A 20363-nucleotide genomic window follows, 5' to 3' on the forward strand; every position below is an offset into this window, starting at 1 on the left:
CCGCCTGTGAACGGCGATATGACCCCTCGTAGGTGGTCTTGTGGCGTGTGTTTCCTCTGTGATATTCACCCTGTGATTACCACATGGACGGGCGTGAAATCACGCGCCGATCCCATCTCGTACCGGACGGAATCCCGCCCGACGAAGGGACGAGTTTCATGCAAATGAACAGAGCGTCAAGTGGTACCGGAGGGTTCGGAAGACGGGTGATGCTCGGCGGAACGGTCGGCATGGCCCTGGCCGCGTCCGGCCTGTCGGCCGGCCGGGCCTGGGGTGACACACCCTTCCACGAGGACCCGTTCACCCTCGGCGTCGCGTCCGGCGATCCGTGGCCGGACGGAGTCGTCCTGTGGACCCGCCTCGCCCCCCAGCCCCTCGCGCCCGACGGCAGCGGCGGCATGCCGCCGTACGCCGTCGACGTGCGGTGGGAGGTCGCCCGCGACGACCGCTTCCGGTCCGTCGTACGCCGGGGACGGACCCGGGCGGTGCCCGAGCTCGCCCACTCCGTCCACGTGGAGGTCTCCGGACTCCAGCCGGACCGGCACTACTACTACCGCTTCCGCGCCGGCGGCGTGCACAGCCCGGTCGGCCGCACCCGCACCGCGCCCCCGCCGAACAGCAGGCCCAGGGAGCTGGACTTCGCCTTCGTCTCCTGCCAGGCGTGGTTCGAGGGCTTCTACACCGCCTACCGGCACCTCGCCGAGGAGGACGTCGACCTGGTCCTGCACCTGGGCGACTACATCTACGAGAACGCCATCGACGCCATGGGAGGCGTGCGCAACGTCCCCGTGGCCGCCGAGCTGCGGCCCGAGCCGATGAACCTCGTCCAGTACCGCAACCGCCACGCCCTCCACCGCTTCGACCCCGACCTCATCGCCGCCCACCAGGCCCACCCGTTCGCCCTCGTCTGGGACGACCACGAGGTCGAGGACAACTGGGCGCGCGACAAGTCCAAGGTCGACACCGAGCCCGACCAGGACCCGGCGGTCTTCCGCGAGCGCGCGGCGGCGGCCTTCCAGGCGTACTACGAGCACCTCCCGCTGCGCCTGCCGAACAAGCCGAACGGCTTCGAGGCACGCATGTACCGCCGACTGCGCTACGGGCGGATGGCCACCTTCCACATCCTCGACACCCGGCTCTTCCGCGACGACCAGCCCTGCGGCGACGGCATCAGGAGCGGCTGCGACGAACGGCTGACGCCGGGCCGCACCATCCTCGGCCCCGAGCAGGAACAGTGGCTCTTCAACGGCCTCGGGCGCTCCGACGCGACGTGGAACATGATCTCCCAGCAGATCCCCATAACCCAGGTCGACACCGACCCCGGCCCCGGCCAGGCATTCGTGATGGACTTCTGGGACGGCTACGTGGACGCCCGCCAGCGGCTGTTCAAGGAGATCACCGACCGCAGCGTGAGCAACCCGGTCGTCCTCACCGGCGACATGCACCGCCACCTCGCCGCCGATCTCAAGCAGAACTTCGACGATCCGCAATCACCGACGCTCGGTGTCGAATTCGTCGGATCGTCCATTTCCACCACCAAGGACGGAATGGACCTGGACCCGTCCGGCGCCAGGCTGCTCGCGGCCAACGAGCACATAAAGTTCACGAACTTCCAGCGCGGATACGTGCACTGCTCGCTGACCCGCGACAGCTGCCGCGCCGACTTCAAGGTGCTGCCGTACGTCACCACCCCCGGCGCACCCATCTCGACCCGGACCTCCTACGTGACCGAGGCCGGCCACCCCGGGCTCCAGGAAGCCTGAGGAAACACCCGCCGAGCGGTGCCCCGGGAACGGGGCGCCGCCCGCGCGGCTCACCGGGGTCAGGACTCGCGCGTCGCCGCCATCCCCAAGGTGATCAGACCGAGCACCACCCAGCCGAACCAGAGCCAGCCGCTGCTCCCCAGGGCCACCGTGTAGGCGGTGACCACGACCAGCGCGGTCAGCGTGAGCACTCCCATGGCCTTCGTGGATCCGGACATGCCCGCACCCTCCTCATCGGCCGTGCGGCCGTGGATGCCATCGTCACCCCTGAGGCATGCCCACCGCTACTGCCCGCGCGCCTGCAATGAGGCGAGATAGGCGTTGTACGCCTGCAGCTCCTGGTCACCGTCCCGGTCGGCCCGGCGGTCCGAGCGCTTCGCCGTCCGCTGCTCGGAGCGGTACCACTGGAAGACCAGCGCGATCAGCACCAGCACCGACGGGATCTCGCTGAAGGCCCAGGCGATCCCGCCCGCCCAGCCCTGATCGCTCAGCGCGTCGATGCCCAGCGAGGCCGGCGGATTCTGGTACGTCCCCACCATCGGGGTGGACGCCATCATCAGCGCGATACCGAAGAACGCGTGGAACGGCATCCCGGCGAACAGCTCCAGCATCCGCATCACATAGCCGGGGCGGTGCGGCCCCGGGTCGACGCCCATGATCGGCCAGAAGAACACCAGGCCGACCGCGAGGAAGTGCACCATCATCGCGATGTGACCGGTCTTCGAGCCCATCAGGAAGTCGAAGAGCGGGGTGAAGTACAGCCCGTACAGGCTGGCGATGAAGAGCGGGATCGTGAAGGCCGGATGCGTGATGATCTTCATGTACCGGCTGTGCAGCAGCTTGAGCAGCAGCTCGCGCGGCCCCGTGCGGCCACGGCCCGCGACCGGCAGCGCACGCAGCGCCAACGTCACCGGAGCGCCCAGCAGCAGCAGGATCGGCGACAGCATGCTGATCACCATGTGCTGCACCATGTGCACGCTGAACATGACCATGCCGTAGTCATTGAGCTTCGTGCACATCACCAGGGCGATGCTCAGCACGCCCACGACGAAGAAGACGATCCGGCCGGCCGGCCAGTCGTCCCCGCGTCTGCGCAGCCGCAGCACGGCGTACACGTACAGGACGATGCCGAGGACGCAGCCGATGAGAAAGAACGGGTCCGCGGAGAATTGGAGCCCACGTCCCAGCGTGAACGGCGGCAGATCCATGTTCATGCCGTGCCCGCTGTGATCCATCTGTTCACTCCTGCTGGGGGCATCCCCGTTTCGTGCCGGTTGTCCCGACCAGAGTAGAACTGCCCCCGGCCGCAGCTGCGGCCGGGGGCAGTCCGAAGGACGAGACGTCGCTCAGAGCACGCACTCCGCCTCGGCGTACCGCTCGGCCGGGACCGTCTTCAGCGTCTCCACGGCCTTGCCCAGCGGCACCATCACGATGTCCGTGCCGCGCAGCGCCGTCAGCATGCCGAATTCGCCGCGGTGCGCCGCCTCCACCGCGTGCCAGCCGAAGCGGGTGGCGAGCACCCGGTCGTACGCGGTCGGCGTGCCACCGCGTTGCACATGGCCGAGGATCACCGGGCGGGCCTCCTTGCCCAGGCGCCGCTCCAGCTCGCCGGAGAGCCGCGTGGCCATGCCGGCGAACCGCTCGTGCCCGTAGATGTCCTTGGTGCCCTGCTCGATTTCCATCGACGTGCCCTCGCGGGGCTTGGCGCCCTCGGCGACGACGACGATCGCGAACTTCTTGCCGGCCGAGAAACGCCTGCCGACCACCTCGGTCAGCTCGTCGATGTCGAAGGGGCGCTCCGGCACGACGATGGCGTGCGCGCCGGCCGCCATGCCCGAGTGCAGGGCGATCCAGCCGGTGTGGCGGCCCATGACCTCGACGATCAGCACCCGCTGGTGCGATTCGGCGGTCGTCTTGAGCCGGTCGAGTGCCTCGGTCGCGACACCGACGGCGGTGTCGAAGCCGAAGGTCACATCCGTGGACGCGATGTCGTTGTCGATGGTCTTCGGTACGCCGACGATCGGCAGACCCGCCTCGGAGAGCAGGCTGGCCGCCTTCAGCGTGCCCTCGCCGCCGATCGGGATGATCGCGTCGAGACCGAGTTCGGCGACATGGCCCCTGGCCTGCTCCACACCGCCGCGCAGATGGGCGGGCTGGACCCGGGAGGAGCCGAGGATCGTGCCGCCCCGGGCGAGGATGCCACCGACCGCGTCGAGGTCGAGCTTGCGGTAGTCGCCTTCCAGGAGGCCCTTCCAGCCGTCGTGGAAGCCGATGACCTCGTCGCCGTGGTCGACCACCGCACGATGAACGACGGAACGGATGACGGCGTTGAGGCCGGGGCAGTCGCCGCCGGAGGTGAGAACACCAATACGCATTGCCCGGGAAACCTTTGCAACGTGGGCCGACGACCGGACCACGTCGTCCGGTTGGATCCCCGCCACCCTACCGGCGCAGGGTGGCGGGACCGAACCGGGCGTCCGCCTGCTGGACTCCGCTCAGACGAGCGAAAACCGCCTCATCAGGCAGGCTGTGTCGCCGACGCGATGCGCTCCGCGCGCAGCGCCTCGTACCAGCGGTCGTCCGTCGGCGGCAGGGCGTTCACATCGAGGGCCAGCTTCAGCAGCAGATCCGCGATCAGCGGGTTGCGCGCCATGACGGGGCCGTGCATGTACGTACCGAAGACGGTGTCGTTGTACGCGCCCTCGGTGCCGTCACCGGTGCCGTTGCCCCGACCGAACTGCACCCGGGCGAACGGCCGTGCCGTCGGGCCGAGATGGGTGACGCCCTGGTGGTTCTCGAACCCGGTCAGCGGCGGCAGGCCGAGGTTCGGGTCGATGTCGGCCAGTACGTCACCGACGCACCGGGCCCCCTCGCCACGGGTGGAGACCACGTCGAGCAGCCCCAGACCGGGCTCGCGCTCACCGAGGTCGTTGATGAACTCGTGGCCGAGGATCTGGTAACCCGCGCAGACCGAGAAGATGATCGCGCCGTTCGACGCGGCCCGGCTGAGCCCGCCGTCGCGGCGCAGCCGCTCCGCGGCGAGCCGCTGCGGGCGGTCCTCGCCGCCGCCGATCAGATAGATGTCGCCGGACGTCGGGACCGGCTGGTCGCTGCGCACGTCGACGCGCTGCACGTCGAGACCGCGCTGCCGGGCCCGGCGCTCCACCACCAGCGCGTTGCCCTGGTCGCCGTAGGTGCTGAGGAGGTCGGGGTAGACCCAGACCAGACGCAGACCGTTGTTGCTCATGCTTCGTCCTCTCCGGAGGTGGCCGGGGCCGGGGTCAGTTGCCGACACGACGGCGCAGATCCTGGAAGGCGGTGTAGTTGGCGATGACCTCGATACGGCCCGGCGGGGCCTGCTGCACGGCCTCGTCGAGGTTCTCGCAGACCCGGAAGTCGAGACCGGCCACTTCGAGCCGGACCGCCAGGTCCAGCTTGCGGTCGCCGAGCACGAAGATCGGGTGACCGGCGAGCTGGGTGTAGTCCACGTCCCACAGCCACGAGGTGTCCGTGCCGTCCGCGCCACGGGCGTTGACGGAGAGGATCACCGGCGTGGGCGGCGGGTCGATCAGGGAGAACGTCTCCAGCCAGCCCGCCGGGTTCTTCGCCAGCAGCAGCCGCAGCTCACGGCCGAGGAAGGACACCACGTCGTAGCGGCCCGCGACGGCCTGCACCTGGTACATGCGCTCCAGCGCGACCTGCGGCGGCACACCGAAGACGGCGGCCACGGCGGCGGAGCTGGTGGCGTTGGCCTTGTTTGCGCGGCCGGGCAGCTGGAGGTGGATCGGCCACGCCGAACCGTGCGGGTCCAGGACGTAGTCGCCGTGCAGGACCCAGCTGGGAGCGGGCCGGCGGAATCCGCACTCGCCGCAGAACCAGTCGTCGCCGGGGCGCTGCATCACACCGCCGCAGGAGGGGCAGGACCAGGCGTCGTCCTTCCACGCCTGTCCCGCCGCGACCCACACCACATTGGGGGAGGAGGACGCCGCCCAGACGATCAGCGGGTCGTCGGCGTTCGCGACGATCACGGCCTTCGAACCGGACAGCCCCTCACGCCACTTCTCCGCCAGCATCCGGGTCTCCGCCGCGCGGTCCAGCTGGTCGCGGGAGAGGTTGAGCAGCGCGATCACCTTGGGCGTCGTGTCGCGCGCGACCCCGGCGAGGTACTTCTCGTCCACCTCGATCACGCCGTACTGCGCGTCCGAGCCGCCGGCCAGCGCGGAGGTGATGCCCGCCGGCATGTTGGCGCCGAGCGCGTTCGACACCACCGGGCCCGCGGCCCGCAGCGCCTCGGCGATCAGCCGGGTGGTCGTCGTCTTGCCGTTCGTCGCCGACACGAGGATCACGTCCAGGTGCTGCGCCAGCCGCCCCAGCAGGTCGGGGTCGAGCTTGAGCGCCACCCGGCCGCCGATCACCGATCCGCTGCCGCGCCCAGCGGCGCGTGACACCGCCGCCGCGGCCTTGCCCGCCGTCACGGCCAGCTTGGCCCGTGGCGACAGCGGCTCCGTGTTGCCTGCCATCGTCCTAGATCCTCCTTGCATCGGTCCACGCCCAGCCTATCGATGTCCGGCGCGAGGGCCGCACCCTGGCACCGCCGGGAAGGTGGAGGTCACGTGGAACGTACGATTGCGGCCATGCGAAACCGCCCGATCCCCGGCAGTTCCGGACTGATTCGTGCCATGAGCCTGCTCGGTGATCCGGTGCTGCACGGGAGCTGTGAACCCGTCACGGACTTCGGTCCCGCGCTCGCCCGGCTCGTCGAGGACATGTACGCCACCATGTACGCGGCCGAGGGCGTCGGCCTGGCGGCCAACCAGATCGGCGTCCCGCTGCGGGTGTTCGTCTACGACTGCCCGGACGACGACGACATCCGTCACCTCGGGCATCTCGTCAACCCCAGGCTCGTCGAGGCCGACGGCATCACCGTACGCGGCCCGGAGGGCTGTCTCTCGCTGCCCGGGCTCGAAGCGGGCACCCCGCGGTTCGACCGGGCCGTCGTCGAGGGCTTCACGGCCGACGGCGAGCCGGTCCGGGTCACCGGTACCGGGTTCTTCGCGCGCTGCCTCCAGCACGAGTGCGACCATCTCGAAGGCAAGGTCTACACGGACCGGTTGGCCGGGCTGCGCCGCAGGAGGGCGCTGCGGGCGGCCCGCCGGGCGCCCTGGGCGCGCACCGGTCCGGCCGCGTCGGGGGTCTGAGGCTGCCGGACGGCTCCGGCCGGAGACCGCCCGACGGCCGCTCAGAATCCGGGGCCGCCCGGCCGGTCGCCCGCGGCGGACAGCCGGCCCCACAGCAGATCGGCCAGGCTGCTCACCAGCTGCTCGCGGGAGCAGGGGCGTTCGCCCAGCCACCAGTCGCCCGCCGCGTGCATCATGCCGACGATGCCGTGGCCCCAGATGCGGGCCATGGCATCGCTGTCCGGGCCGAGGTCCACCCGCTCGGCGATCACCAGGGCGAGTTCCTCGCCGAGCCGGCGCAGCAGCGGTGCCGAGTGCCGTCCGATGTCGAAGCCCTGCTCCGTCGAGGGCGCCGCGTCGTCGGACGGGTGCATCAGGAACCGGTAGACCTGCGGGCGGGCCTCGATGGCCGCGAGATAGGTGTCGAGCGTCGACTCGACGCGCCGACGGCGCTCGGCGGGGGCGTCGAGCGCGGCGCGCAGGGCGATCAGCAGGGCGTCGGTGTGGCGCTTGGCGAGGGCGCGGTAGAGGCCGCCCTTGTCGCCGAAGTGCCGGTAGAGGATGGGTTTGGTGATCCCGGCCTCCGCCGCGATGGCGTTCATCGAGGCCCCCGGCCCGTCCCTGAGCACCACGCGGTCGGCGGCTTCGAGCAGCTCGCGGCGGCGGCTCTCGGCCGCTGTCCGCTGTCGCTCTGCCTGTCGTGTGCTCTCCATGTCGCCTCTCCCCGCCCCTGGCCGTGCAAATGCGTCCTGCCTGCGCAACGTAACACCCTGCCCAACGCGACGCGGATCCGAACCCGGGCGGTTGACAGAGGCTACTTGTCGGTAACAGACTGCGGTTACCGCAAGTAACGAGTGGTTTTTCACAGCAGTACGTGGAGGGGAACATGGCGGAGTTCACGCTCGAACTCAACGATGACCAGAAGCAGGTCCGTGACTGGCTTCACGGCTTCGCCGCGGATGTGATCCGCCCGGCGGCTTCCGAATGGGACGAGCGTGAGGAAACGCCCTGGCCCGTCATCCAGGAGGCGGCCAAGGTAGGCATCTACTCCCTCGACTTCTACGCCCAGCAGTTCTTCGACCCTACGGGCCTCGGCATCCCCATGGCCATGGAGGAGCTCTTCTGGGGGGACGCGGGCATCGCCCTGTCCATCGTCGGTACGGGCCTGGCGGCCGTGGGCGTCCTCGCCAACGGCACCGAGGAGCAGATCGGCACCTGGATCCCGCAGATGTACGGCGACGCCGACGACGTCAAGGTCGCGGCCTTCTGCTCCTCCGAGCCGGACGCCGGATCCGACGTCGCCTCGATGCGCACCCGCGCGGTGTACGACCAGGCCAAGGACGAGTGGGTGCTCAACGGCACCAAGACCTGGGCGACCAACGGCGGCATCGCCAACGTCCATGTCGTCGTCGCCGTGGTCGACCCGGAGCTGGGCTCCAAGGGCCATGCCTCGTTCATCGTGCCGCCGAACACCCCCGGCCTCTCCCAGGGCCAGAAGTTCAAGAAGCACGGCATCCGCGCCTCGCACACCGCCGAGGTCGTCCTGGAGGACGTCCGGATCCCCGGCCACTGCCTGCTCGGCGGCAAGGAGAAGCTCGACCAGCGCCTGGCGCGGGCCCGCGAGCGCGCCGCCTCCGGCGGTGAGCGGGTGAAGAACGCGGCGATGGCCACCTTCGAGGCGTCCCGCCCCGCGGTCGGCGCCATGGCGGTCGGCACCGCCCGGGCCGCGTACGAGGTGGCGCTGGACTACGCGAAGACCCGCACCCAGTTCGGCCGGCCCATCATCGACAACCAGGGCATCGCCTTCCAGCTCGCCGACATGCGTACGCAGATCGACGCGGCCCGGCTGCTGGTGTGGCGCGCCTCCTGGATGGCGACCACCGGCAAGCCGTTCACCTCGGCCGAGGGCTCGATGTCCAAGCTGTACGCGAGCGAGACCGCGAAGAAGGTCACTGCCCAGGCCGTCCAGATCCTCGGCGGCAACGGCTTCACCCGTGAGTACCCGGTGGAGCGGATGCACCGGGACGCGGCGATCTACACGATCTTCGAGGGCACCAGCGAGATCCAGCGCCTCGTGATCGCCCGCACCCTGTCGGGCATGCCGATCCGCTAGAGCTCCGCGTTGCTCGATCGCCGGGCGGCCTTGCCCGGGCCCGCCCGGCGATCGAGGACACGATCCTCAGGCCGGCAGCTGGGCCTCGATGGCCGCGATGAGCTCCGGCGCCTGGGGCTCCGTGCCCGGGCGCAGGCGCGCGACCGGTACGCCCGTCGGCGAGATGAGGAACTTCTCGAAGTTCCACTGGACGTCACCGGCCTCGCCGTCCGCGTCCGCCAGCTGGGCCAGCTCGGCATAGAGCGGGTGGCGCCCCTCGCCGTTCACCTCGGTCTTCTCCAGCAGCGGGAAGCTGACCCCGTACGTCGTCGAGCAGAAGGTCTGGATCTCCTCCGGGCTCCCCGGCTCCTGGCCGGCGAACTGGTTGCACGGCACGCCGAGCACGGTGAAGCCGCGGTCCGCGTACTCGCTCTGGAGCCGCTCCAGGCCCTCGTACTGCGGGGTGAGCCCGCACTTGGACGCGACATTCACCAACAGGACGGCCCGGCCCCGGTAGTCGGCCAGGGATGTGGGCTCACCGGTGAGCGTGCGCAGGGGGATGTCGTGCAGCGTCATGAGGTCTCCTCGTGAGGTGTGGCTTCCAACAGCCATTGTCACGCCCGGAACGGGCCGGAACAGGTCCGTACGAAGCCGGTCCGCCGGCCGTCCGGAGCCCCGCACCTCACCGACCTGCGGGAGTACGGGCGTCGCGGCGACCGGGGCATGACCCCGATGAGCGACCCGTGTACGGATACGGGCCGGGGGTCGAACTCCTGTGCCTGGGCCGGGAGACCGGCGCACCGTCACCGGTCGGGCAGCGCCCGCGCGGGGCCGATCGCCTTGTAGTAGAGGGTCGTCGGCTTCAGGACACCGGCCGGGTCCTCGGCGTAGTCCGGGATCGAGCCGCACTCCGTCCAGCCCGCCGAACGGTAGAGCCGCTCGGCGGGACTTCCGCTCTCGGTGTCCAGGACCAGCAGGGTGACGCCCGCCCCGGCGGCCGACCGTTCGGCGGCGTCGAGCAGCGACCGGCCCAGGCCCCGGCCGCGCGCCGACGGACGAACCATCAGCTTGGCCACCTCCGCGCGGTGACGGGCGTTGGGCAGCCGGGCCCGGGACAGGGCGATGGTCCCCGCGACCCGTTCCGCGTCGCGGGCGATCCACACCTGGAGCAGACCGGCGTCCACGTCCCCGGCCCGCTCCCGCCACCAGACGGCGGCCGCGTCACGGTCCAGCGGCGCGAGGAAACCCACCGACGACCCGCTGTCCACGGTGTCCACCAGGAGCGCGGCCAACTCATCGGCGTAGGTGACCAGTTCGTTCCCGCATACGGCGACGATCTCAGTCATGCGCAAGGTCCTCCCAGGGCAGAACGATCACCAGGGTATCGTCCGTCCGCGGACGGTACGAGGAGAGGGAGGGCGTCCGAGGTCACGGCGCAGGCCCGTCACCCTCGATCCGGCCGGACGCCGGCCGGCGGCGCGAGCCTGAGCGTGACGACGTAGGAGACCACGACCGCGACGATCACGAGAGGCATGACCGTGAGGCCCTCGGACCCCAGCAGCAGCGTCGCCAGCAGCACCGAGGTCATCGGGAGCTTCAGCATCGCCACGCACATGGCGCCGATACCCATCGCGAAACCCGACGTGAGGTCCAGCCCCGGCAAATGGGACAGGGCGGTCCCGCCCGCCGCTCCCACGAACATCGCCGGGAAGACCGGGCCGCCCCGGAAGCTGCTCAAGGACGCGCAGTACGCCACCGCCTTGCAGGCGACCAGCGCCACGAGCGTGCCCACCGAGTATCCGGCGCTCTGCGCCAGCAGCGGATCGAGGGCCTCCTCCCCGGAGTACAGCACCCCGGACGCGTCCCGTCCGGTGCTCTGCGCGTACACGAGAGCCGCCGCGCCGACGACCAGGCCCATGACGACGGTGGCCGTCACGGTCCGCCGCACCACCCGCGCCTGGAGGAACAGCGCGAGCCGCTGGATACCCGTACCGACGAACGCCGCGGCCACGCCCACGACAAGCGCCCAGCCGAATCGCGCGAGGTCGGGCGCCGTGGCGCCGGGCACATGGTGAAGTGCCAGGGAGTACGTCCCGAGCCCGGTCCACGAACCGAGTCCGGTGAAGATGAGCGCGCCGACGCCGGACGCCAGCAGACCCGGCACCAGGACCATCCCGAGCGTCATCCCGGCCAGGCCGGAGGTCTCCATCAGCAGAAAGGCCCCCAGGAGCGGCGACCCCAGCAGCGCGCTGATCGCGGCAAAGCCGCCCGCGGCCCCCATCACGGCACTCGCGCCGGGACCGATGCCGGGCCTGACCAGGCGCGCCGCGAGCGCGGCCAGGCCGCCGCCGAGTGCGATGAGCGGTGCCTCGGGACCGACCACCGCCCCGAGGCCCAGCGAGGCGAGCGCCGCCAGCACGATGCCGGGCAGTTCCACCGCCGACGGTGCCCCCGTGCTCACCATCCCGTCGGCGGGCCGGTGACCGCCGCCGCCCGGCAGGTGGCGGACGGCCAGCCCGACCAGCAGGCCCGCGACAGCGAGCAGCGGCACCGGCCACCAGGACGGCGTACCGGCGAAACCGAGGGCCCGGGGCAGGTCGTGGTAGGTGAGCGACTGGAGTTCGTGGACGAGCGCGAGGAAGCCGAACGCCACCGCCGAGACCGGGACTCCGAGAGCCGCCGCCATCACCAGGAGCACCGCGTAACCGCGGGTGCGGATCAGCGCGGAGGGGTTCACTGCCGCCGTGGGAGTCGCGGCGGGCTCGGTCGACATGATCGTTGTCTCCTCGGCGTCACAACCGTCCGGAACACGCTGTCCCGCAAGCGTCCACAAGGAGATAGCACAAGGTGCGCATTCGGCCCGTGATGTACCCGCTGGGCAGGTGCGGCGACTTCCGTACCGCCATTCCCCTGGACCAGCGCGCGGGCGGGGCCGGGAGAGGCTCAGACGTCCCGGGCCGCGGGAAGACGGCCCGCCCGCACCGCGCCGACGAGCGCCCGGTGGTCCCGCTCGTTGCAGTCGGCGTACTTCTCGGCGAAGTACGTCAGCGCCCGGTCGAACGAGTGGCCGCGCCCCAGGTAGGCCGCGATGGCGATCCGGTCGCCGGAACGGGCGTGGGCGCGGGCCAGTGCGGTGCCGCACGCCTCGCCGAGGACCTGCATGCCGGACGGCGCCATGTCCTCCGGCTCCATGGCGCCCTTCCAGTCGCGCAACTGGCGTACGTAGAAGTCGCGGCGCCTGCCGTCGATCCCCTCCACCCGGTCCCAGCCGAGGAAGATGTCGCTCGCCGCCTGCATCAGCCGCTGTCCCGCGACCACGCGCTCGCCCTGGTTCCGGTACGGGCCGGGGCCGGCATGGGGTGCGAGCACCGAGGTACCGGCCTCCTTGGCCTGGAGGAGCAGCGGATCCCCGCCGTCCCTGCCGAGCATCAGGATGATCCAGCAACGCGTACCGACACTGCCGACGCCGACCACCTTGCGCGCCATGTCCACGCACCCGAAGTCGGAGAGCAGGGTCCGCCGGTCCGACGGCAGGCTGCGGCCGTAGCGGCCGATCAGTTCGCGGAGCGGCTCCTGCGTCGCGTCGCGCTCGCCCGCCGGGAGCAGATCGGCCAGCGGTACGAGCAGCGGCGGGTCCGCCACGATGCGCGGCTGTCCGCCCACCGTCCCGGTGAGCTTCTCGAAGGCCTGCAGATTGTCCCGCGTGCGGGCCTTGGCCGCGGCCCGCGCCAGCCTCTTGCGGCCGCGCCTCGTCAACTGGCGGGAGGCCAGCGCTTCGAGCCGGCCGATGTCGGTCCGCGAGTACCACACATCGAGATTGCGCATTCCGGCGAACCGGATCATCGACTCGCGGTACGACCGCACCGTCGTCAGCACGATGTCCGCGCGCTCCCGGTCGCTGAAGCCGTTCGCCCGGCCCGCGACGACGAAGCTGGCCGCCAGGCGCTTGACGTCCCACTCCCAGGGCCCCGGTGACGTCTCGTCGAAGTCGTTGATGTCGAACAGCAGATTCCGTTCCGGCGAGGCGAACAGTCCGAAGTTCAGCAGATGGGCGTCCCCGACCAGTTGGGCCCTGATCCCGCAGTCCGGAGTGGTGGCCAGGTCGGAGGCCATGATCGCGGCGGCGCCCCGGTAGAAGCGGAACGGCGACTCGGCCATCCGGCCGTAGCGGATCGGTACGAGTTCGGGCACCCGGGCCGCGGACTGGGCTTCGAGGACGGCCAGCGGGTCGGGCCGGTCGGCCGGCGGTTCGAACTCGGCGTGACTCGACCGCGGGGCCGCCCGCCGGGCCGCCTTCCCGCGAGCCGCCCGCTGCTCCGGCGTCGCGTCCGGTGCCGTCCTGAGCATCGAGGTCGCGTCCTGCGGCATCGGGTCCTCCTGACTGCTCACGGGCGAGCGCCACCGCTCCACGGGGATGCGCCACCGCTCCACGGGCGTGCACCGCTCTCGCCGGCGCCCGGGGCCGTCCCGTAGCCCCTGGCGGGCGTGCGGCGTCCGTGCCCCGAGTCCGATCATCGCGGCTCGGCCCGGTTCCGGCATCATCTGGACGCCGCCCGTCACGTCCCGCGCCCGGACCGCTACCGCCCGGACCGCTACCGCCCGGACCGCTACCGCCCGGACCGCCGGGCCGGGGCGGTCCGGGCGAGCGGGCACGGGGTGCCTGGCGGATAGTGGAGGCCGGAGCGGTCCGTCCGGAAACGGATGGTCACGGACCCCGGGAGTGGATGCTCATGGACCGGTACCCGCCCATAGCCGAACACGGGCTGATCGGCGACCTGCAGACCGCCGCACTCGTCTCCGCGCGGGGTGTCGTCGACTGGTTCGCCGCCCCGAGGTTCGATTCCCCCAGCATCTTCGCCGCACTGCTCGACCACGACGACGGCGGCTTCTTCCGGCTGGCGCCCGACGAGCCCGAGAGTTCCTGCCGCCAGCTCTACTACCCGGATACCGCGGTCCTGGTCACCCGCTTCATGTCGCCGGACGGCGTCGGCGAGGTGCTCGACTGGATGCCGCCCGCACGCACCGGGACCCCTACCGACCGGCACACCCTGGTGCGGACCGTGCGCGCGGTGCGCGGGACCGTACGCTTCGCCATGGAGTGCCGGCCCCGGTTCGACTACGGCCGGGCCGAACACGAACTCGAACTGCGCCCCGGGGGAGCCGTGTTCCGGGCGCCGGGGATCGCGGCCCACCTCCAAACCGGATTCCCCCTGGCACGCGACGACCGGGACGCGGTGGGCGAAGTGGTGCTGAGCGTCGGCGAGTCGGCCTTCGCGGTCCTCACCGTCTGCGCGGCGGACGGGCCCGCACCTCCCGAACCGACCGTCGACGCCGTCACGGAACAGCTCTGGGACGCCGTCGACCACTGGCAGCGGTGGGTGCGCGGCTCCCACTACCGGGGCCGCTGGTCCGACATGGTCAACCGCTCCGCCATCACGCTCAAACTGCTCACCTACGCTCCCTCCGGCGCACCCGTCGCGGCGGCGACCATGGGACTGCCCGAGCAGGTCGGCGGCGAACGCAACTGGGACTACCGCTACACCTGGGTCAGGGACGGCTCGCTGTCGGTCCGGGCCCTGCTCGACCTCGGCTTCGTGGACGAGGCGATCGCCTTCAACCACTGGCTGGGCGACCGGCTCCGGGCGGACGACAGCGGCGACGAACCCCTGCGGATCATGTACCGCGTCGACGGCGAGCCGCTGCTGACGGAGGAGACCCTGGCCCATTTCGAGGGCTACCGGGGCTCGTACCCGGTACGGCTCGGCAACGCGGCCGCCGGTCAGTTGCAGCTCGACATCTACGGCGAGGCCCTCTACGCCCTGTCCGAAGGCCGCGAGGTGGGCATCCAGGCGGGTTACCGGGGCTGGCAGGTGGTGGCCCGGACCCTGGACTGGCTCGTGGACCGCTGGGACCGGCCCGACGAGGGCGTCTGGGAGACCCGCGGCGGACGGCAGGACTTCACCTACAGCCGGGTGATGTGCTGGGCGGCGTTCGACCGCGGCCTGCGCCTGGCGGCCGATCTCAGCCGGCCCGCCGACACCGCCCGGTGGACGGGTGCCAGGGACGCCATTCTCGAACAGGTCATGGAACGCGGCTGGAGCGAGTCCGAGCAGGCATTCGTCCAGTACTACGGCAGCACGGTGCTGGACGCCTCGCTGCTGCTGATGCCCCGGGTGGGGTTCCTCGCCCCGAAGGACCCCGGCTGGCTCGCCACGCTCGACGCCATGGACCGTACGCTCGTCTCCGACAGCCTCGTCTACCGCTACGACCCCGCGGCCTCCCCGGACGGACTGCGGGGATCCGAGGGCACGTTCAGCCTCTGCACGTTCCTGTACGTCGACGCCCTGGCCCGCGCGGGCCGGCTGCGCAAGGCCCGCTACACCTTCGAGAAGATGCTCACGTACGCCAACCATGTCGGCCTGTTCGCCGAGGAGATCGGTCCCAGCGGCGAACAACTCGGCAACTTCCCACAGGCGTTCACCCACTTCTCGCTCATCACGGCGGCGCGGACCCTGGACGAGGCGCTGGACGCGGCACGCGCCGGGGAACGCGGCTGAGGGCGCTCAGAAGCTGTCGGGCGACGGGGGCCCGAGGAGGACGGCGGTGTCGCCCGGCCGGGCATCCGGGGTGTGCGTGCGGGTGACCGGGGCGAGCAGCCCGTCGGCGCGTACGACGAACAGCACGTCGTACCCGGCCGGTACGGCTCCGTCGGCCCGCCGCGTCAGCACCCGGGCCCCGGCCTCGTACCTGCGGGCCAGCTCCGGCCCGGTCAGGCCGGTACGGAAGAGGGGCTCGCCCCCGGTGTACGGCGCCACCACGCCCTGGCTGTCGGCGCCCGGAGCGAGTCGGTGGACCGGGCCGTCGACGCTCTCCCGCAGGGTCATCGCCGCCAGCGCGTTGAAGTCGTCCTCCTCGGTGAGCAGCAGCACACCGGTGATGCCCTCCAGTTCCGCCCCGGCACCCGAGGCCGCCGCCAGCAGCTCGCCCGTCGCCAGGGGCAGCCCGGCCTCCTCGATCCGGGCCCGCTGGCGCTCGGCACCCGCCCACATCAGCACGTCCAGCCCCGCCGAGTTCAGCGCGCGCCCCAGATCGACGGCCCAGGGTGCGCCGCCCACCAGCAGCGGCCGGGACCGGGACGGGCGCAGCACCTTCAGCCTCCGGGCGACCGGGAGCGCCGTCAGGCCGTACAGCGTGACGGTGGCGACGATCACCACGAAGGTCGCGGGAAGGATCCGCTCGGCGCCGTCGACGCCCCGCGCCACCAGGGTCGCCGAGAACGTGGAAGCCGTCGCCGCGGCGACGATGCCGCGCGGGGCCATCCACCCGATGAACCACCGCTCCCCGCCCCGGACATCGGTACCGGCCGTCGACACCAGGGCCACGAGCGGGCGCACCACCAGCACCAGGAGGGCGACCAGGGCGAGCGAGGGCAGCACTACGTGGCGCAGCGAGGCCGGGGTGACCGTGGCCGAGATGGAGATGAACAACAGACCGATGATCAGCGAGACCAGGGTGTCGAGGAACGGCCGGCGGGCCGGAAGGTCCAGGCCCGGCAGATTCGCCATGGCCATACCCATCACGACCGCGGAGATGAGCCCGGTGTCCTCGCGGAGCGCGTCACAGGCGGCGGCGATCCCGATCACCGCCGCGATCTGTGCCGACGTGGCCAGCTCCTCGTTCAGCCGGGCCCGGCGCAGCAGCAGCCACAGCACACCGGCCCCGACCACGCCGCCCACCGCGCCCACCGCGACGCTCGCCGAGAACTGCTCCAACTGGCTCCCGAAACCCTTGAGTTCACCCGCGACCACGGCATGGAAGACCAGCGCCCCCAGGATGCCGCCGACCGGATCGATCAAGGAGCCCTCCCAGACGAGGATGCGCTGAAGGCGCTCGGAGGGCCGTACGAAGTTGAGCAGGGGCCCGACGACGGTCGGGCCGGACACGACGAGGATCGCGCCCAGCATCACGGCCGCGCCCTCGGACATGTCCAGCACCGGCACCGCGAACAGCGCGGCGGACAGCCAGGTGATGAGCGCCCCCAGCCAGAGCAGCCTGACCACGATGCGACGCGTATGGCCCCGCAGCCGGCTGATCTCCAGGCCGAGCCCCGCCTCGTAGAGGATCACCGCCACCGCGAGCGAGACCAGCGGCGAGAAGGCCTCGCCGAGCAGCTTCTCGGGATTGACGTCGTCCGTCAGCGCCCCGGCGGCGAACCCGACCGGCAGCAGGACCAGCAGGGCGGGAACCCGCAGCCGGCTCGCCAGCAGCTGGGAGCCGACCGCGAGCACCACGACGAGCCCCACACCCACCATCACTTCATCAGCCGTCATGTCCGTGCCTCCTCGGATGCCAGGTGATCGGCCGCCCTCGCGAACGGGGTCAGCCTCCGGTGGCGAAGCCGGGGAAGAGCGTCATCCCGCCGTCGACGTAGAGGGTGGTGCCCACGACGTAATCCATCAGGTCGGACGCCAGCAGGGTCACCGCGGTGGCGATGTCCGGCGGATCGCCCACCCTGCGGTACGGGATCAGCTTGAGGAGTTCGGCCTCGGCCTCGGGGGTGTCCCAGGCACTGGTGTTGATGGGGGTACGGATGGCACCGGGGGCCACGGCGTTGACCCGGATGCCCCGGGGCGCGCATTCCTGGGCCAGGGTCTGCATCAGCATGAGGACGCCGCCCTTGGACGCGGCGTAGTTCAGATGCCCCGACCACGGAATGACCTGGTGGACCGAGCTCATGCAGATGATCTTCCCGGCGGCGCGGGACACCTCGGGCACGACGCCCCGGCGGTCGAACTCCTTGACCGCTTCCCGGGCGCACAGGAACTGTCCGGTGAGATTGACGTCCAGCACCTTGTTCCACTGGTCCAGGGTCATCTCCGCGGCGGCGGCGTCCCGCTGCAGGCCGGCGTTGGCGACCAGGACGTCGACCGTGCCGAACTCCTCGACCATGCGGGCGAACATGGCGACGACCTGCTCCTCCCGGGAGACATCCGCCTCATGGGCGTACGCCCGCACGCCGAAGGTCTCGATCTCCCGCACCACTTCCTCGGCCGCCTCACGGCCGGCGACGTAGTTGACGACGACATCGGCGCCCGCCCGTCCCAGCTCCACCGCGGTCGCCCTGCCGATGCCGGAGCTCGCACCTGTCACCAGCGCCTTCTGGCCCCGCAACAGGGGCAACGGCACCTGCTGCCGGGCCGCGTCCGCCGGTGAAGTCATCCTGGTCTCCTGTCGTCCCGCGCGGCGGTGTCCGGACCACAGGAATCCGGACCGGCCCGGGCAGGCCGTCCGCGCGCGACAACCATCCGCGGCGGCCGGGCACGGGCGGGGCACGGCTCGCACCACTCGGCCGTCGGAGTGACCCGCTGTCCCTCCGACGGAGCAACCGGTGCCGAGTCCGCCCGCCGCCACGACCGAGATGCGCACCGGCCCGCCCACTGTTCCAATGACGGAGGCACAGGCCCTGGCGGACCCGGGGCAGTCGAGATTCTGAGGAGCCGGTGTGAGCAGCGAGACCGACGAGACGGGGCCGATCGACTACCTGGTGATCGAATTCCCGGGCAGCCGGATGACGGGCGAGGGACTGCCCCTGCTGGTCGACCTGGTCGACCGGGGAATCATCCGGATCCTGGACCTGGTCTTCCTCCGGAAGAGCGAGGACGGAACGGTCGCGGGCGTGGAGCTCTCCGAGCTGACCGCGAACGGGCACGAGGACCTGGCCGTGTTCGAAGGGGTGTCCTCCGGACTGCTCGGCCGGGACGACATCGACGAGGTGAGCGCCGTCCTCGAACCCGGCAGCGCCGCCGGGATCGTCATCTACGAGAACGTGTGGGCCGGACCGCTCGCGGCGGCGCTGCGCCGCTCGGGGGGACGCCTCGTCGCCAACGGGCGCATCCCGGTCCAGGAGATCCTGGCATCGCTCGACGCGGCCGAGGCCGGGGTCTGAGCCGGTCGGCCCCCGCAGCACCGACGGTCCTCATGGCGCCGGCCGGGCCCCGCACCGACCGGACAACCGGTCTCTCCCCCCGCGCCGGCCGGACAGCCGCTCCCCTTCCCGCACCGGCCAGGCAACCGGCCCCCGCACCAGCCAGTCAAAAGGAGATGCACCATGCCAGGCCTTCTTCGTGGCGTCGCCCGTACAGCGGTGATCGCCGGAACCGCCACCTCGGTCTCCAACCGGGTCTCGCGGCGACAGGCGGGCCGCTGGGCGCGCCAGGACGCCGAGCAGGCGCAGGCCCAGCAGGCCGCCGCGGCGCCCCCGCCGCCCGCGCCCACGTCCCTCGCGCCGGAGGACGAGATGAGCAACAAGATCGCCCAGCTCAAGGATCTCGGCGACCTCAAGAGCCAGGGAGTGCTGAGCGAGAGCGAGTTCGAGGCCCAGAAGGCCAGGATCCTCGGCTCCTGACCGGTCCGGCCGGGCGACCGGGACCGCGCGGGCCCGTCAGGACGACGGGAGCCACGACGGGCCCGGCTCACTCCCGCTTGTCGTCCCAGGGCGTGCCCAGCCAGCTGTCGAAGGTACGGATCAGCGCGCTCAGCGCCGCCGCGAGCCGCCAGTCGACCCACGGCGCGTGGACATGGACCTCGTCGTCGTCCGAGAGGAACTCCAGCGGAACCTCCCGGCCGGCCCGCCAGATGACGCGCCGCGGCCCGCGCGCCACATCGCCCCCGCCGCTCAGCAGGCTGCCCACGCCGATCGCCACCTGGATCGGGAACAGCAGCCACCACACGTACCACCAGAAGATCCGGCCCTTGAAGCCGACCGCCTCCGGGCAGCCGGTCTGGGCGATCGTCCAGCGGGTCCGCAGCCCCTTGCCGTGGAGGGCCTTCTCCCGGACGAGCGTGCCGATCAGCTCGCCCTGCGCGCCCAGCACCTGGTACGTGGCCACGCCGTCGGCCGCGGACGCGGTGACCAGGGTGGCCAGCCGGGTCCGGCGCTCGCTGTCGGCCCACAGGACGAAGGAACGCACCCCCGACTTACGGGCCGCGAGGTACGCGGGTATCCCGCCCTCCGGCAGTTCGCGCTCCACATGGGCGACCACCCGGGACTCGCCGCCGGGTGCGTCGGCGAACTCGACGACACGGCCGCCGGGCGATGCTGTGGTCGGCTTCAAGGTCAGCACGCTGCTCACCGGTGAACTCCTCCGTTGTGTACTGCTCGGACGTGTGCGTACTGCTCGGACGCCCATGTACCGCTCGGACGCCCGTGTCTCGCTCGGACGCCCGTGTACCGCTCGGACGCCCGTGTCTCGCTCGGACATCGGCGTGCCGCTGGGACGCCCGTGTATCACCCGGGTGTCCGCGTGCCGCTCGGACGTCGCACGGCGGACG

Annotated in this window: 19 protein-coding genes; 6 read left to right on the forward strand and 13 right to left on the reverse strand. The window is 71.5% G+C overall.

The window, feature by feature from the left end; genetic code table 11:
• Positions 1-209: 209 nt before the first annotated feature.
• Complete coding sequence (locus tag ACFYY1_RS18460; RefSeq protein ID WP_388586396.1) at positions 210-1763, forward strand: alkaline phosphatase D family protein; 1554 nt, start codon at positions 210-212, stop codon at positions 1761-1763.
• Positions 1764-1822: 59 nt separating this feature from the next.
• Here ACFYY1_RS18460 and ACFYY1_RS18465 read toward each other — a convergent pair whose 3' ends face one another.
• The 5 genes from ACFYY1_RS18465 to ACFYY1_RS18485 form a co-directional block, all read right to left on the reverse strand.
• Positions 1823-1981, reverse strand: a complete 159-nt coding sequence (locus tag ACFYY1_RS18465; RefSeq protein WP_107408259.1) for a hypothetical protein — start codon at positions 1979-1981, stop codon at positions 1823-1825.
• 66 nt (positions 1982-2047) lie between these two features.
• A complete protein-coding gene (locus ACFYY1_RS18470) occupies positions 2048-2998 on the reverse strand; it encodes a cytochrome c oxidase assembly protein (protein WP_388586399.1) in 951 nt (316 codons plus the stop codon).
• A gap of 111 nt (positions 2999-3109) precedes the next feature.
• Positions 3110-4138: a 6-phosphofructokinase gene (locus tag ACFYY1_RS18475; RefSeq protein WP_388586402.1), complete on the reverse strand. Its 1029-nt coding sequence runs from the start codon at positions 4136-4138 to the stop codon at positions 3110-3112.
• A 143-nt stretch (positions 4139-4281) separates the two neighbouring features.
• Positions 4282-5010 carry a type 1 glutamine amidotransferase gene (locus ACFYY1_RS18480; protein ID WP_388586404.1) on the reverse strand — a complete coding sequence of 243 codons (729 nt, stop codon included), beginning with the start codon at positions 5008-5010 and terminating at the stop codon, positions 4282-4284.
• 34 nt (positions 5011-5044) lie between these two features.
• The gene (locus ACFYY1_RS18485) at positions 5045-6283 is read right to left on the reverse strand and encodes a MurT ligase domain-containing protein (protein WP_189544649.1); all 1239 of its coding nucleotides are present in this window, start codon (positions 6281-6283) and stop codon (positions 5045-5047) included.
• Between the two features lie 114 nt (positions 6284-6397).
• On the opposite strand from ACFYY1_RS18485, the gene def reads away from it, so the two are divergent.
• A complete protein-coding gene (gene def, locus ACFYY1_RS18490; RefSeq protein ID WP_388586407.1) occupies positions 6398-6961 on the forward strand; it encodes a peptide deformylase in 564 nt (187 codons plus the stop codon).
• A gap of 41 nt (positions 6962-7002) precedes the next feature.
• Here def and ACFYY1_RS18495 read toward each other — a convergent pair whose 3' ends face one another.
• A complete protein-coding gene (locus ACFYY1_RS18495; RefSeq protein ID WP_388586409.1) occupies positions 7003-7653 on the reverse strand; it encodes a TetR family transcriptional regulator in 651 nt (216 codons plus the stop codon).
• 173 nt (positions 7654-7826) lie between these two features.
• Here ACFYY1_RS18495 and ACFYY1_RS18500 point away from each other — a divergent pair, with 173 nt between their 5' ends.
• Positions 7827-9053: an acyl-CoA dehydrogenase family protein gene (locus ACFYY1_RS18500; RefSeq protein ID WP_388586412.1), complete on the forward strand. Its 1227-nt coding sequence runs from the start codon at positions 7827-7829 to the stop codon at positions 9051-9053.
• 66 nt (positions 9054-9119) lie between these two features.
• Here the strand turns inward: ACFYY1_RS18500 and ACFYY1_RS18505 are convergent, their stop codons facing one another.
• The 4 genes from ACFYY1_RS18505 to ACFYY1_RS18520 form a co-directional block, all read right to left on the reverse strand.
• Positions 9120-9608 carry a glutathione peroxidase gene (locus ACFYY1_RS18505; protein WP_388586415.1) on the reverse strand — a complete coding sequence of 163 codons (489 nt, stop codon included), beginning with the start codon at positions 9606-9608 and terminating at the stop codon, positions 9120-9122.
• Between the two features lie 227 nt (positions 9609-9835).
• On the reverse strand, positions 9836-10378 hold the full coding sequence (locus tag ACFYY1_RS18510; RefSeq protein WP_388586417.1) for a GNAT family N-acetyltransferase: 543 nt from the start codon (positions 10376-10378) through the stop codon (positions 9836-9838).
• Positions 10379-10476: 98 nt separating this feature from the next.
• Positions 10477-11805 carry a chloride channel protein gene (locus ACFYY1_RS18515; protein ID WP_388586420.1) on the reverse strand — a complete coding sequence of 443 codons (1329 nt, stop codon included), beginning with the start codon at positions 11803-11805 and terminating at the stop codon, positions 10477-10479.
• Positions 11806-11975: 170 nt separating this feature from the next.
• A complete protein-coding gene (locus ACFYY1_RS18520) occupies positions 11976-13400 on the reverse strand; it encodes a DUF2252 domain-containing protein (protein ID WP_388586890.1) in 1425 nt (474 codons plus the stop codon).
• Positions 13401-13756: 356 nt separating this feature from the next.
• On the opposite strand from ACFYY1_RS18520, the gene ACFYY1_RS18525 reads away from it, so the two are divergent.
• The gene (locus ACFYY1_RS18525) at positions 13757-15589 is read left to right on the forward strand and encodes a glycoside hydrolase family 15 protein (protein ID WP_388586423.1); all 1833 of its coding nucleotides are present in this window, start codon (positions 13757-13759) and stop codon (positions 15587-15589) included.
• Positions 15590-15595: 6 nt separating this feature from the next.
• On the opposite strand, the gene ACFYY1_RS18530 is transcribed toward ACFYY1_RS18525, so the two are convergent.
• Together ACFYY1_RS18530 and ACFYY1_RS18535 are read right to left on the reverse strand one after the other, a co-directional pair.
• Positions 15596-17362 (reverse strand): cation:proton antiporter, encoded by a 1767-nt coding sequence (locus ACFYY1_RS18530; RefSeq protein ID WP_388586424.1) that lies wholly within the window; start codon positions 17360-17362, stop codon positions 15596-15598.
• Between the two features lie 49 nt (positions 17363-17411).
• Positions 17412-18251, reverse strand: a complete 840-nt coding sequence (locus ACFYY1_RS18535; RefSeq protein ID WP_388586427.1) for an SDR family oxidoreductase — start codon at positions 18249-18251, stop codon at positions 17412-17414.
• A gap of 283 nt (positions 18252-18534) precedes the next feature.
• Here ACFYY1_RS18535 and ACFYY1_RS18540 point away from each other — a divergent pair, with 283 nt between their 5' ends.
• Together ACFYY1_RS18540 and ACFYY1_RS18545 are read left to right on the forward strand one after the other, a co-directional pair.
• Positions 18535-18978 (forward strand): DUF6325 family protein, encoded by a 444-nt coding sequence (locus tag ACFYY1_RS18540; protein ID WP_351253777.1) that lies wholly within the window; start codon positions 18535-18537, stop codon positions 18976-18978.
• Positions 18979-19140: 162 nt separating this feature from the next.
• Positions 19141-19437 carry an SHOCT domain-containing protein gene (locus tag ACFYY1_RS18545; protein ID WP_266735215.1) on the forward strand — a complete coding sequence of 99 codons (297 nt, stop codon included), beginning with the start codon at positions 19141-19143 and terminating at the stop codon, positions 19435-19437.
• A 67-nt stretch (positions 19438-19504) separates the two neighbouring features.
• On the opposite strand, the gene ACFYY1_RS18550 is transcribed toward ACFYY1_RS18545, so the two are convergent.
• Positions 19505-20164, reverse strand: coding sequence for a hypothetical protein (locus ACFYY1_RS18550; RefSeq protein WP_388586429.1), 660 nt, complete (start codon positions 20162-20164; stop codon positions 19505-19507).
• Positions 20165-20363: the final 199 nt, after the last annotated feature.

Origin of the sequence: Streptomyces sp. NPDC001890 (assembly GCF_042891445.1) — a bacterium.
Taxonomy (GTDB): Bacteria; Actinomycetota; Actinomycetes; order Streptomycetales; family Streptomycetaceae; genus Streptomyces.